A 13,044-nucleotide genomic window follows, 5' to 3' on the forward strand; every position below is an offset into this window, starting at 1 on the left:
GGCCTTAACCTCCACCACCCCCTCGCCCACCTCCAGCACGGAGATGTCGAAGGTGCCGCCCCCGAAGTCGTACACCGCGATCGTCTCGTCCTTCTTCTTGTCCAGGCCGTAGGCGAGGGCGGCCGCGGTGGGCTCGTTCACAATCCGCGGGACCTCGAGCCCGGCGATCTTGCCCGCGTCCTTGGTGGCCTGGCGCTGGGAGTCGTTGAAGTAGGCCGGCACCGTGATCACGGCCTTCGTCACCTTCTCGCCCAGGTAGTCCTCGGCGGCTTGCTTGAGCTTCTGGAGGATCATGGCCGAGATCTCGGGGGGGGAGTACAACTTGCCGTGGACGGAGATCCGCACGTCCCCGTTGGGCGCTTCCACGACCTTGTAGGGGACCATCTTGTTCTCCTCCGTCACCTCGGAGAACTTCCGGCCCATGAAGCGCTTGATGGAGAAGACGGTGTTCTCCGGGTTCGTGACCGCTTGGCGCTTCGCGACCTGGCCGACCAGGCGCTCCCCGTCCTTCGTGAATCCGACCACGGAGGGAGTCGTCCGACCCCCTTCGGGGTTCGTGATCACGGTGGGCTCGCCGCCGTCCAGGACGGCGACCACGGAGTTCGTGGTCCCCAGATCGATACCGATGACTCTGCTCATACCCCTGACCTCCGAAACAGCCTATTTTGAGCGTGCTACTGGGCCCCCGGATGTGATCGGGGCCCAACACCGACTGGATAATAGGCCCTGGCTTAGCAAATGTCAAGCACTAAATATGAGTCCAATGCACTAAGGGATGGGGCGAAGGCTAACCCCCCTGCCAAAGCCCTGATCTTGTTGCGAATAAGGGGAGTCTTTGGTAGGATCGGCCAGGAAAATTTGGGGCTCAGTTGAAGTCGCCATTCGAGGTACCCGGACGACCCCCCGAGGAGGGGGGACCAGGGACCCCCGACGGGCCCCTGCCCAAGCATCTCTGCCGGGTGACGGGTCTCAACCAGAACTACACGTCCAGCGTCGGCACGCTCTACCACATCCAGGTCGAGGACCGGGGGCCGGTCCTGGATCCCGTGCTGGAGCTCGAGGTCCGCCGCATCAACACCATCATCTACGCGAACTATGGCGAGCCCAACGCCCGCATCATCTTCGGGCGCGACCACGACTTTCCCGACGTTCGCAGCGCGGAGCAGAACCGGACCATCGAGCAGCAGATCAAGATCCTTGCCGAAGGGGCCCGCCGGATCATCGATGAGAAGGAGCAGCGCCAGGTCCTTCAGATCAAGTGCTTGATCCGGGAGTACTACCTCACCAAGCACGACGCCGCCAAGAAAGAGTTCGAGCAGGCCAACGCCCTCTATCCTTTCCTCTTCTCCCGGGCCTGGGCGGAGCTGAAGCAGGAGCAGGAGCGAGCGCGGACGGGAGGGCTCCCCGAGCCCCTGCCCGCCCCCGCACCCCCCCCCGCAGCCCTGACCGCTCCCGCCGAGGAGGTGATCTATCCCCTCGACCCCGTGCTGCGGGAGCGGGTGCTCGAGATCGAGCGCGTGCTCGAGGAGCTCACGCGGGATCTGGAGCTCCTAAAGGGCTCCGGCCGGGCCGACGACATCCTGCTCCAGACCTGTCGCAAGCTCATGACGCGGGCCAAAGAAACCCTGGCCGGCCGGGAGCCCACCGACTTCACGACCCGCCGGCTGGAGATGACCCGCAACAGCCTCACCACCACCTGGAAGCAGGTGCGCTCCCGGGTGAAGGCGGTCTAGTCTCCGGCCTTCTCCGCCCCCGCCAGGGCCGCGCTCAGGTTGTACTTCATCTCCCCCGCCAGCTTGGTGATCCGCATCCCTTCCAAGCCCTTGAGTCGGCAGGCCAGGGCGGGCGTGTCCGAGGTGTCCCCGTTGCGTCGGTACTTGATCTCGCAGTAGCGGCACTCCCCGTTCCAGCAGTAGCGGCCGGAGCCGATGTCCTCGGACACGTACTGCATCTGGCGAAGGAGGAGATTGTTCTCGGGGACGTGGAAGACCTTGCCCAGGACGACGATCCGAATGAGCTTCTCGTAGGGCTCGTAGAAGTCGGACATGGCGTTCCCTGGGGCCTCCAGCGATTAGAGCATGGGGTCCGTCCCGGGGCAACGACGGCCCGGGGGGGAAAGCGAGTCCGGTCTTCCTGCTGTTAGAATGCGCGCACTTCCCGGGAGGTCCGCTTGGCCCAAACCCCTGCGCCGGTCGCGTTCCGGCCCTACGTCGCGGACGAGACGGCGCTCCCAGAGCTGACCCTGCGCGCGCTCGTCCTGGGCTCGCTCCTGGGCCTGCTTTTCGGCGCCTCCTCCGCCTACCTGGGCCTGCGCGTGGGCCTCACCGTGTCCGCCTCCATCCCCATCGCGGTCATCTCCATCACCGTGTTCCGCGCCCTCTCCCGCACCCTGGGCTCCCCGGCCTCAATCCTTGAGAACAACATCGTCCAAACCACAGGCTCGGCGGGGGAGTCCATCGCGGGGGGGGTGATCTACACCATCCCCGCCCTTGTGTTCCTGGGCTTCGAGCTGGACTGGATGCGGACCATGGTGCTCGCCCTGCTGGGCGGCATTCTCGGCATCCTGATGATGATTCCGCTCCGGCGCTACCTGATCGTTCGGGAGCACGGGGTCCTCACCTACCCCGAGGGGACGGCCTGCGCCGAGGTCCTCATGGTGGGGGAGGAGAAGGGGACGGAGGCCCGGCTGGTCTTCGAGGGGCTGTTTGTGGGCCTCTTCTACAAGATGCTGATGGCCATCAACGGCCTGTGGAACCAGTTCCCGGAGCGGGTGCTCGGCTTCTACAACAAGACAGCCCGAATTCGCCTGGACGCCTCCCCGGAGCTCATGGGGGTCGGCTACATCATCGGGTACCGCTCCTCCGCCCTCATGGTGGGGGGCGGGGCCCTAGCCTCCCTGGTCCTCATTCCCGCCATCGCCCTCTTTGGCGAAGGCCGCTCCGCCCCCCTCTATCCGGCCAGCGTCCCCATCTCGACCATGGGGGCGGACGACATCTGGAACTACTACATCCGCTACGTGGGGGCGGGAGCGGTGGCGGCGGGGGGCATCATCAACCTCGTAAGGGCCATGCCCACCATCATCGACTCCTTCGCTGCCTCCTTCCGCGACCTCCGGCTTTCGCGGGGCGGCGGCGGGCCGGCCCTGCGCCGCACCGAGCGCGACATTCCCATCACCGTCGTGCTGGTGGGCTCGGTGGCCCTCGCCCTGGCCATGACCCTCATCCCCCAGCTCAAGGTGAACCTCCTGGCCGCGGGCCTCATCATCCTCTTCGGCTTCTTCTTCTCCGTGGTCGCCTCCCGCATCACGGGTGAGCTTGGTTCCTCCTCCTGCCCGATCAGCGGCATGGCCATCGCTACCCTCATGGGCACCTGCCTCATCTTCGTGACCCTGGGCTGGACCGGCCACGGATACACCGCGGTGGCTCTGGCCGTGGGGGGGGTGGTGTGCATCGCCGCCAGCAACGCGGGGACCACGAGCCAGGATCTGAAGACCGGGTTCCTGGTGGGGGCCACGCCCTGGAAGCAGCAGGTGGCTCTCATCGTGGGGGTGCTGGCCTGCGTGTTCGTGGTGGGAAGGACCGTCATCTTCATCAACGAGAGCTTCAGCACCGTCCGCGCCGCCCACTTTGACGTCGTCCTGAGCGCGGACGCGCAGGCCCCCCGGCAGGCGGGCCCCGACGGCGCGTCCTACGGGCTCCGCCGCGTGGGGGGGGTGCCGGGGATCCCGGACGGGACCTACTTGGCCGACGCCGAGGGCCAGGTCCATTTCGAGGTCGTGCAAGGCATCGGCTCCGAGCGGGCCTCCGCGCCCCAAGCCCGGCTGATGAGCCTGGTCATCAAGGGGATTCTGGAGCGTCAGCTCCCCTGGGGCCTCGTCCTCATCGGGGTCTTCATCTCCATCGTCATGGAAATGGTGGGGGTTCCCGCCTTGGCCTTCGCGGTCGGGGTGTACTTGCCCCTGGAGAGCACGACCCCGGTCTTCGTGGGGGGCCTGGTGCGCTGGCTGATCGACCGGCACCGCGGGGGGGAGGCGGAATCCGACGCGGGCCCGGGCGTGCTTTACAGCTCCGGCCTCATCGCGGGCGGCTCCCTCATGGGCCTGGGGGTGGCGGCGCTGGCCCCCGATCGGCTCACCTGGCTGCGCGAGGCATTCAACCTCGGGCCCCGCCTCCTGCCCCCGGCCTTCGTGACCTCTGCCATTCCCGGGCTGCTGGCCTTCCTCCTCATCGCCTACCTGCTCCACCGCCGGGCCCGGGGCTCACCGCCCGCCGCCTGAGCCCATGCCCCCGGATGACCCGTCGGCCCGACAGTCAATGAAGGTCGCCTTCATCGGCACCCACGGCGTGGGCAAGACCACCCTCTGCTACGACCTCGCCTCCCTCCTCAAGCGCCAGGACGTGAACGTGGACATGGTCAAGGAGGTGGCCCGGCTCTCGCCCCTTCCCATCAACCGCCAGACCTCGATCGAGGCCCAGACCTGGATTCTCATGACCCAGGTGGCGGAGGAGATAAGGTCCGCCAGCCAGCACGCGGTGGTGGTCTGCGACCGCAGCGTCCTCGACAATTATGCCTACCTGGCCCTGGCCTGCGGCCGCCAGAAGCCGATCGAGCGCTTCGTGGACCACTGGATGAAGACCTACGATCTGCTCTTCAAGGTTCCCCTCTCCACCGCGCCCGTCTCCGCGGACGGCGTGCGCGACACCGACCAGTTCTTCATGCGCTCCATCGACGAGCTCGTCGACCGCCTGCTCAAGGAGAAGAAGATCCCCCACGAGGTGCTCCCCCCCGGACAGCGGGAGCGGTGGCTCGAGACGGTGCGCGAACGGGTCCTGAGTGCTCCCGGGCTGTCCAAGCGGCTGTTCTAGGGCCGGTGGGTTCTCGACGCCCTCGGGGGCCGAGGCCCGCCGCCTGGGGGGGAACACTTGCCGCTCATCCCCTTTCCAGAGAGGGATGGCCCGCCACCCACCGGGGCCGCCACCCCTCGTGCCGCGGCGACGATGGCACGACAACGAACGAGCACGACAACGAACAAGGAGGGACCGATGATGGGAACGCAGGAATGGGTGGGCGGGCTGCTCAGCGCACTCTTGCTGCTGACCGGACCCCCGCGAGGAGCAGCCGCCGCTCCCAAGGACGATCATCCCATGGACCAAGTCGAGCAGGAGTTCGGTAAGGCCAACCCCAAGGCGCCCTCCGCCCTCTCCCGATTCGCGTTTCTCATCAGCCGCTGGCGGTGCGAAGCGAGGGCGCGGTTGGCCAATGGAGACTGGCAGGCGCTGCAGGCCACGTGGTTCGGTCGCTTCGTCCTCGACGGCTATGCCATCGCGGACGAATACCGCATGACCGGCCCCTCGGGAGAGCTGATCGTGCTCGGCGTGAATCTCCGGACTTATGACGCCATCCGGCAGACTTGGAACATGAAGTGGCTGAGCGCGCTCGCGGGAACGTGGGTGGATCTGGGGCCGGAGGAGCTCGGGGGGGTGACGTTCGATGGCGGGTCCATCGCCTACGTGTTCAAGGAGCCCCTGGCCCCCCACGCTTACACGCGCGCGACCTACACGAACATTTCCGAAAAGCACTTCACCTGGCGCGGCGAGAAGTCCGATGACGGGAAGACGTGGAGCGAGTTCATGGTGCTGGAGGCCTACCGAAGCAAGGAGTAGCCGCCCCTTCTGAGCCTTGACGGCTAGGGGGGGCCCTACGTCCCCTCGCGCATGTCGATGCCGAGCTGCTTGCACTTCTTGTAGAGGTGGCTTCGCTCCAGCCCCAGGCTGCGGGCGGCGTTGGTGACGTGGCCGCCGGTCGTCCTCAGCCGCTCGCGGATCACGTCGCGCTCGAAGGACTCCACCAGGTCCCGAAGCGCCCCCTGCGCGGGGGCGGGCGCGGGGCGGGTGGCGGGGGAGGTGGGGAGGGCGGCGCGGAGATCCTCCCCCGTCAGGGGATCGCCCTCGGAGAGGATGAGGGCGCGCTCGACCACGTTCCGGAGCTCGCGCACGTTGCCCCTCCAGGGCTGCGCGCGGAGCAGCTCCAAGGCCTCGGGGGCGATGCGGCGTGGCTTCCAGAGGTTGCGCCGGCAGGCCGCGGCCGCGAAGTGGAGGGCGAGGGTGGGCACGTCGTCCGGCCGCTCCCTTAGGGGAGGCGCGCGCAGGGTGAGGGTGCTGATCCGGTAGTAGAGGTCCTCGCGGAAGCGCCCGTCCGCGAGCATGGTCTCCACGTCGCGGTTGGTGGCGGAGATGAGGCGCACGTCCACCCGGATCTCGCCCGTGCCCCCCACCCGCGTCACCTCGCCGTCCTGGAGCACGCGGAGCAGCTTGGCCTGCATGGCCGCGGGCATGTCCCCGATCTCGTCCAGGAAGAGGGTGCCCCCGTCGGCCTGCTCGAACCGGCCGCGGCGCTGGGCCACCGCCCCCGAGAACGCCCCTTTCTCGTGGCCGAAGAGCTCGCTCTCCACCAGATCTGCGGGCACGGCCGCGCAGTTCATGCGCACGAAGGGCTGGGCCCGGCGGGGCGAGAGCTCGTGGATGGCCCGGGCCACCAGCTCCTTGCCGGTCCCGTTCTCGCCCACGACCAGGATGGGTACGTCGGAGGGGGCGGCGCGCTCCACCAGGGCCCGCAGGGAGGCCAGGGGCGCGCTGTCCCCCACGAGCGCGAGCTCGTCCCGCCAGTACCTCTGCAGCTCGCGGTTCTCGCGCTCCAGGCGGTCCAGGCGCAAGGCGTTGCGGAGGGTGAGGAGCAGCCGGTCGAGCCCCACCGGCTTCTCCACGAAATCCAGAGCCCCCAGGCGGGTGGCTTTGACCGCCGTCTCCACCGTGGCCTGTCCGCTCATGAGGATCACGGGCACGTCCGCGTTGCGCTCGCGCAGCCGGGCCAGGAACTCGAGCCCGTCCATCTCCGGCATCACCACGTCGGAGAGAACCGCGTCCACCGGCTCCTCCTGCAGCCGCTCCAGGGCCCGCACGGCCGAGGAGGCGGTCAAGGCGGTGTAGCCCTCGAGGGCGAAGGCTCGGGACAGGGAGGCCAGGGTGCCGGGGTCGTCGTCCAGGATCAGGATGCGCGGCTTAGCCATCCCCAAGAGCTTCTCACAGATGCTCGGCCTTTTCGGGGAAGGGCAGGAGCAGCGTGAAGGCCACCCCCCCTCCCGGCTCGCTCTTCACCTCCACCCGCCCCCCGTGGTCGGAGACGATACCCTGAGCGATGGCCAGGCCCAGGCCGGTGCCACCCGGCTTGGTCGTGTAGTAGGGCGTGAAGAGCCGCGCTCGCTGCTCCTCGCTCAGGCCCGGTCCGCTGTCCCGCACTTCAAGCGCCACTCCCCCCGGGCGCGCGCGGCTCCGAATGCCGAGGGTGCCTCCCGCGGGCATGGCCTCGAGGGCGTTGGCCACCAGATTCCCGAGGGCGCGGGACAGCAGGTCGGGGTCGGCGGAGATGGGGGGCAACGCCGGGGTATCCCGCTCGAGGCGCACCCCCGCCGCCCGCGCCTGGTAGAGGGCGAGGACCTGGTCCACGAGACGGTTGAGGTCCACGAGCTGCCGCTGGGGCCGGGGCAGGCGCGCGAACTGGTCGAACTCCTCGATGATCGCCCGCAGCGCGCGGAGCTCGTGGAGGATGGTCTGGCTCGAGTCGCGGAAGAGGTCGGCGAAGGCGGCTCCCTCGCGCGACCCGCCCGCCGCATCGCGCTCGAGGGAGCGTTGCAGGGTCTCGATGGAGAGCTGGATGGGGAAGAGCGGCTTCTTGAGCTCGTGGGCCAGGCGCCGCGCCATCTCCCGCCAGGCCGCCACCCGCTCCGCCTGGGCCAGCCGCTCCCGCGAGGCGCCGAGCTCGTCGATCATGGCGTTGAAGGCTCGGGCCAAGTCACCGATCTCGTCGCGGGTACGGACGGGCACCGTGCCCTCCAGGTCCCCCCGCGACACGCGCTCCGCGGCCTGGGCGAGTTCGCGGATGGGCAAGGCCAGGCGGCGGGAGAGCACGAGGCCACCGGCGAGGGCGGCCAGAAGGGCCACCCCCGCGAGGAGAAGGGTGAGGCGGCGGACCTGCTCCAGGGCGGTGTCCAGGGGCCCGCCGGGCGCGGCCACCACCAGTTGGAGGTCGGGATGCAGCGGCGCCGCCACAAAGCGGTAGGTGCCCCCTTTGAGGTCGACCCGGCCCGTCCCCGCGCCCAAGGCGGGGGATGCCCAGGCCAGCAGGGGCGAAGCGGAGGGCGCGATCCACTGCTGGCGCAGCCCGTCGCGCAGGGCCACCTCCGCGCCCATGAGGCGCGACAAGTCGGACAGGAAGTCGTGGTCGAGAAAGATGCCTCCCCGCACGGTGACCGTCGCTCCCCGCCAGGAGGCGGGGCGCTCTGCGACCAGGGCCAAGCGCTCGGCCACCCCGTAGCCCTCGGCCACCTTCTCCAGCCGCAGCCCGGGGTCGCCGGGGAAGAGCCCATCCCGGTCCTCGAGGCCGAAGCCCGCCGGCCAGTGGCGCGAGGAGACCACGAGCCCTCGGCCATCCACGATCTCGAGGTCCGGCAAGTCACGGCGGCGCGCGATCTCCTCCGCCAGTGTCCGGTCGGCCTCCGCGGGGGAGCGGGCGGAGGGGAGGTCCTGGTCCACCACCGCCGCCACCTGGGCCTCGGCCCAGCGACGCCTCTCCGCGAGCCGGTCCCGCACGGCCTCGAGGCCTCGGCCCAGGCGGCCGAAGGAGGCCTCTTCCAGGCTGCGGGAGATGAGGCCCGTGACCACGAGGGAGAGCAGGAGCAGGGGTAGGACGGCCACGAGCACGAAGCCGGCCAGCAGCCGACCCCGCAGACCCCCCACCACGCGGTTCACGGCTCGATCCACGCATCCTCCAGGCAGAGGCGTCCGGTGAGCTCGAGGCGCGCGCCGTGAACCCCCGCGCGACCGCCGAAGGAGAGGGGCACCGAGCTCAGGGGGACGAGGACAGTCTCGGCGCGCAGGCCGGCCTCGGCCCGGTAGAGCAGGACCCGCCGCCGGTCGAGGTCGAGTTCACGCGCGGCCGCGGCCAGCAGGTCTCGCGCCCCGGAGGGGTGGCGAGCGAGGTCGGCGAGCTCCTCGAGGGCGAGCCCAGACTCCGGAATCTCGGGCGACCACAGGAGGAGGCGGGCGGAGGCGGGGACCTGGCGGACGGTGGCCGGGTCTGACGGCACCACCCGCACCGAGAGGCCGAGGGTGACCAGATGCGCGACCACGCGCTGGCTCAGGAGGGGGGGCACGTCCGTGCTAACGGCCATGGTGACGGTGCCGCGGACCGGGGCGCGCGCCCGAGGAGCCTCCGCCCCGAGCGAAGGCAATAGGCCGGGGACGAGCAGGAAGGGCGCGGGGTCCCCTCCCGGGATCAGCTTGGCTGCCATCTCCGCGCGGTCGATGGCCGCGGCCACCGCCCCCCGCGCGTCCGCTTGGTCGAAGGGAGGGCGGGCCGGATCGAGCACGAGCAAGAGGGTGGCGGCCAGAGCGGACACCCCGGGCTCGCCCGAGCCCAGGTCGATTCTCCCCGCCCGGAGCTCCGCGTGGAGAGCGGGCGCGTCCGGGGCGGCCACGACCTGGACGCGGTCGAGGTAGGGCCGCCCCCGCGCGTGGCCTCCGAAGGCGGTGAGCACGACCCTTCGCCCGGGGAGGACAACCGTGGGCACGAAGGGACCGGCGCCGGCACCCGTGGGGCTGGTGATGGCGGCGGCCGGGGAGGCGAGCGGAAGCAAGGGCAGGGAGCGGGGGCCATCAGTCCTCAGCACGACCCGCCGGGGGTCGGGAGCGGAAAGGCCGGGCAGGTCCTCGGTCGTGCGCGATCGGAAGGACTGACCGCCCTCGAGCGACTCCGCCAGGTGAGCGGCGGCGGCGCCCGGTCCGCGCAAGAAACGGCGCAGCGACCGTACCGTGGCCTCGGAGGTCAGGGGGGTGTCATCCTGGAAGCGGGCCAGCGGACGAAGGGTCAGCGTCCATTCGCGGCCGGCGGCGGATGCCGCCCAGCTCTCGGCCAGGCTCGGGGTCGGGACGGCGTCCGGACCGCCCCCCACGAGGCCCTCCCCCGCGAGGCCAGCCAGGAGGCGCGCTCCCGGGCCTCGCGGCACGGTGGGCTCAAGGCTCGGGGGGAGGTCGAGAACGCCCACCGTGAGCTCGCCCCCGTAGCGCGGGCCGAGCGCGGCGCGGAGGGCGGCGGGCAGGAGCAGGAGAAGGGTTAGCGCCAACGCCGGGCGTGTCCGGGCCGTCACGATGTGGTCCGGCGGAGGTCCAGGAACAGCAGGTAGGTCTCGCCACCCGGGTCCTCGAGGGCGGCCACCAGCCGGGCCGTATCCCCGTGCACGGAGGCGGCTAAGGCGCGCACCACCCCCGGAACGGGCAGGCTGTCGGCCAGGCTCAAATCCCGCTCCCTCCGCTCCAAGATCAGGATCGCGTCCGCGGCCCCGGGCGGCGCCGCGGAGGCGGCGGCCAGGAAGCCTCTCCAGAGGCAGGCCAGCCCCGTTCCCGACCTGAGTCCGGAGGCGCGAGGGCCCTCGGGGGTGGATACGCGGAGGCGGCCCTCGGGGTCCACGGCCACGCCCACCGGGGCGTCGGTGACGGCGAGGAAAGGACCGCTGCCCAGGCCCTCCAGGGTGCCCTCCAGGAGGTTCGTCCCCGGACGGAAGCGTAGACCCCCCGGGCTCCCCGGCCAGGGCAGGGCGTCGGCCACGAGCCTCTCACCGAGCCGGCGCCCGCCCTCCTCCACCGCGAAGAGGGACGCCCTAGGCGAGCGGCTGGTGACGGCCCACACCAGGCCCCCCTCTGTGGCCAGCACCAACCCCCCCGGCATCCTCACGGCCTCGAAGGGACCGGGCAGGGGTCGTTGCGCCTGGCGCACCAGGCGGGAGTCCTCCCAGCGGTAGAGGCCGAGCGATTCGGTCTGGAGGACGAGCACGCGGTCGTCGCTGAGCAGGGCCAGGCCGACGACCGGCCCCTCGAGGGGCGGCGTCCGGCTGCTGGCCACGGTCTCGAAGCCGGATCGCCCGGGCGGGGGGCGGACGGGCGACAAGGGCAAGACGGCGGGGTCAGTGGGCGCCGACACCGAGATCACATCGACCAAGCTGCCCTCCGGCTCGCTCACCACCCGGGCCGAGACCACCAGGCGCAACGGGGCTTCCATCAGGACCGGTTCCACACGCAGCCGGGAACCGGGGCCGGTGGAGAGCCGGCCCTCGAGGCGTGAGAGCAAGAGGCTGCGCAGGTCGAGGACGAAGGCGGCCCCCCGGCCCGTTCGATCCTCGATCGTTCCCACCTCCACCGGTCGCCCCTGCGCGATGCGCGCGATCTCGTCGGCCAGGGCGGCGGCCAGCCGGCTCAAGGGCGAGTCGGCGGCGGCGGGCCGGGCGAGGGCGAAGAGGAGGGCCCACGAGAGGGCGGCACGGGAGGGCCGGGGCACGGGGGAAGGATAGCCCACGCAAAGGCGCTTCCCGCAATTGCAGCGGATCTCTCCCGGGAAGGCCGGGGACGGAGAGACCGACGGTACAATGCTCCCTATGAGCCTAGAGAAGCGGATCGAGGCGGACCTCACCGCGGCCATGAAGGCCCGGGACGCCGCCCGGACCAGCGCGCTGAGGATGGCGAAGGCCGCGCTCAAGAACAAGGAGATCGACAAGAGAGCGCCCCTCGACGAGGCGGAGGCCGCGCGCGTGCTGCAGGGCCTCGTGAAGCAACGCGAGGAGGCCATCGAGCATTTCACGAAGGCGAGCCGGGGGGAGCTGGCGGACAAGGAGCGGGCGGAGATCGGGGTCCTCCGGTCCTACCTGCCCGCCGAGGCCTCCGAGGCCGAGATCGCGGCCGCGGTGGAGAGGGCGGTGACGGAGACGGGGGGGGCCTCGCCCAAGGACATGGGCAAGGTCATGAAAGCGGCTCTGGCCGGGCTCCAGGCGGCGGGGAAGCCGGCGGACGGCAAGAAGGTCAGCGAGCTCGTGCGCAAACGCCTCGGGGGCTGAGCGGCGCCCCTTGAAAGAGCTTGTCCGGCGGGTCGGCCAACGCTTCATGGTGGGGTGGGAGGGGTACGAGCCCTCGAGCCACCTCAAGCGGCTCATCCGCGACTTCGGGGTGGGGCACGTCATCCTCTTCGCCCGCAACGTGGACGGACCCGAGCAGGTGGCGGAGCTCATCCGCGAGCTGCAGTCCCTGGCCCGGGGGGCGGGGCACGAGCTTCCGCTCCTGGTCGCGGTGGATCAGGAGGGCGGGCGGGTGGCGCGGCTTCGCGAGCCTTGGACCGTCTGGCCGCCATTGCGCGCCGTGGGGCGCACAGGCTCGGAGGACATCGCTCGGCGCCTGGGGGAGGCCCTGGCCGCGGAGCTTGCCGCCTGCGGGTTCCGCCTGGACTTCGCGCCCGTAATGGACGTCGACACCAACCCCAAGAACCCCGTGATCGGCGACCGCTCCTTGGGCGACGACCCCGACCTCGTAGGGCGCCTGGGGGCGGCGCTGATCCGCGGACTGCAGGACGGCGGCGTGGCCGCCTGCGCGAAGCACTTTCCCGGCCACGGCGACACGGAGGTGGACTCCCACCTGGACCTCCCCGCGGTTGACCACGAGCGCCCGCGGCTCGAAGAGGTGGAGCTGCGCCCGTTCCGCAAAGCAATCGAGGCGGGGGTGGCCACGATCATGACCGCCCACGTCCTGGTGCGGGAGCTGGACGACCGCCTTCCCGCCACCCTCTCCCCGCGCGTCCTCACCGCCCTCCTCCGGAAGGAGATGGGCTACGGAGGGGTCGTGGTGGGTGATGACCTGGAGATGAAGGCGGTGGCGGAGCGCTGGCCGCCGGCGATCTCGGCCGTCCTGGCCGCCAAGGCGGGTTGCGACATCCTTCCTGTCTGCAAGGGGCCGGAGGCGCAGGTTGCGGCCTTGGAGGCGGTGATCCACGCCCTCGAGGCGGAGGAGATCCCGTGGCCGGAGATGGACGACGTCGGCGATCGGATCCGCCGGCTCAAGGAGCGGTTCCTGCTTCCGCACCACGATCCCGATCCCAAGGCGGCCCTCTTGGCCGCGGGCCGGCACCGGGCCCTGGCCCGGGAGATCGAGGAGCGCGGAGGGGTGGCCTAGG

General features: G+C 70.8%; 12 protein-coding genes. 6 read left to right on the forward strand and 6 right to left on the reverse strand.

The annotated features are described in order from the left end of the window. Nucleotides 1-639, reverse strand: a 639-nt coding sequence (locus VN461_10960; GenBank protein HXB55296.1) for an Hsp70 family protein, incomplete at its 3' end; no start/stop codon positions are given. 230 nt (nt 640-869) lie between these two features. On the opposite strand from VN461_10960, the gene VN461_10965 reads away from it, so the two are divergent. Then, on the forward strand, nt 870-1,733 hold the full coding sequence (locus VN461_10965) for a hypothetical protein (GenBank protein ID HXB55297.1): 864 nt from the start codon (nt 870-872) through the stop codon (nt 1,731-1,733). Here VN461_10965 and VN461_10970 read toward each other — a convergent pair. Continuing rightward, on the reverse strand, nt 1,730-2,047 hold the full coding sequence (locus VN461_10970; GenBank protein HXB55298.1) for a hypothetical protein: 318 nt from the start codon (nt 2,045-2,047) through the stop codon (nt 1,730-1,732). The two genes, VN461_10965 and VN461_10970, sit on opposite strands and share 4 nt — an antisense overlap. A 123-nt stretch (nt 2,048-2,170) precedes the next feature. Here VN461_10970 and VN461_10975 point away from each other — a divergent pair, with 123 nt between their 5' ends. From VN461_10975 to VN461_10985, 3 genes are all read left to right on the forward strand, one after another. Next, nucleotides 2,171-4,276, forward strand: coding sequence for an oligopeptide transporter, OPT family (locus VN461_10975; GenBank protein HXB55299.1), 2,106 nt, complete (start codon nt 2,171-2,173; stop codon nt 4,274-4,276). Nucleotides 4,277-4,313: 37 nt separating this feature from the next. Further along, the gene (locus VN461_10980) at nt 4,314-4,865 is read left to right on the forward strand and encodes an AAA family ATPase (protein HXB55300.1); all 552 of its coding nucleotides are present in this window, start codon (nt 4,314-4,316) and stop codon (nt 4,863-4,865) included. A gap of 177 nt (nt 4,866-5,042) precedes the next feature. Then, nucleotides 5,043-5,663 (forward strand): hypothetical protein, encoded by a 621-nt coding sequence (locus VN461_10985; protein HXB55301.1) that lies wholly within the window; start codon nt 5,043-5,045, stop codon nt 5,661-5,663. Nucleotides 5,664-5,698: 35 nt separating this feature from the next. On the opposite strand, the gene VN461_10990 is transcribed toward VN461_10985, so the two are convergent. The 4 genes from VN461_10990 to VN461_11005 are packed head-to-tail and all read right to left on the reverse strand — an operon-like array spanning nt 5,699 to nt 11,403. Further along, a complete protein-coding gene (locus VN461_10990) occupies nt 5,699-7,066 on the reverse strand; it encodes a sigma-54 dependent transcriptional regulator (GenBank protein ID HXB55302.1) in 1,368 nt (455 codons plus the stop codon). Nucleotides 7,067-7,079: 13 nt separating this feature from the next. Next, entirely contained in the window at nt 7,080-8,816 is a 1,737-nt protein-coding gene (locus VN461_10995) for an ATP-binding protein (protein HXB55303.1), read from the reverse strand. Next, on the reverse strand, nt 8,801-10,177 hold the full coding sequence (locus tag VN461_11000; protein HXB55304.1) for an ABC transporter substrate-binding protein: 1,377 nt from the start codon (nt 10,175-10,177) through the stop codon (nt 8,801-8,803). Before VN461_11000 ends, VN461_10995 begins: the two co-directional genes overlap by 16 nt. Before the next feature lie 20 nt (nt 10,178-10,197). Continuing rightward, nucleotides 10,198-11,403, reverse strand: coding sequence for a hypothetical protein (locus VN461_11005; protein HXB55305.1), 1,206 nt, complete (start codon nt 11,401-11,403; stop codon nt 10,198-10,200). Nucleotides 11,404-11,482: 79 nt separating this feature from the next. Between VN461_11005 and VN461_11010 the strand changes: the two genes are divergently transcribed. Together VN461_11010 and nagZ are read left to right on the forward strand one after the other, a co-directional pair. Further along, on the forward strand, nt 11,483-11,938 hold the full coding sequence (locus VN461_11010; GenBank protein ID HXB55306.1) for a GatB/YqeY domain-containing protein: 456 nt from the start codon (nt 11,483-11,485) through the stop codon (nt 11,936-11,938). Nucleotides 11,939-11,948: 10 nt separating this feature from the next. After that, nucleotides 11,949-13,043 carry a beta-N-acetylhexosaminidase gene (gene nagZ / locus VN461_11015; GenBank protein HXB55307.1) on the forward strand — a complete coding sequence of 365 codons (1,095 nt, stop codon included), beginning with the start codon at nt 11,949-11,951 and terminating at the stop codon, nt 13,041-13,043. Nucleotide 13,044: the final 1 nt, after the last annotated feature.

Source organism: Vicinamibacteria bacterium (assembly GCA_035570235.1).
Lineage (GTDB): Bacteria > Acidobacteriota > Vicinamibacteria > Fen-336 > Fen-336 > DATMML01.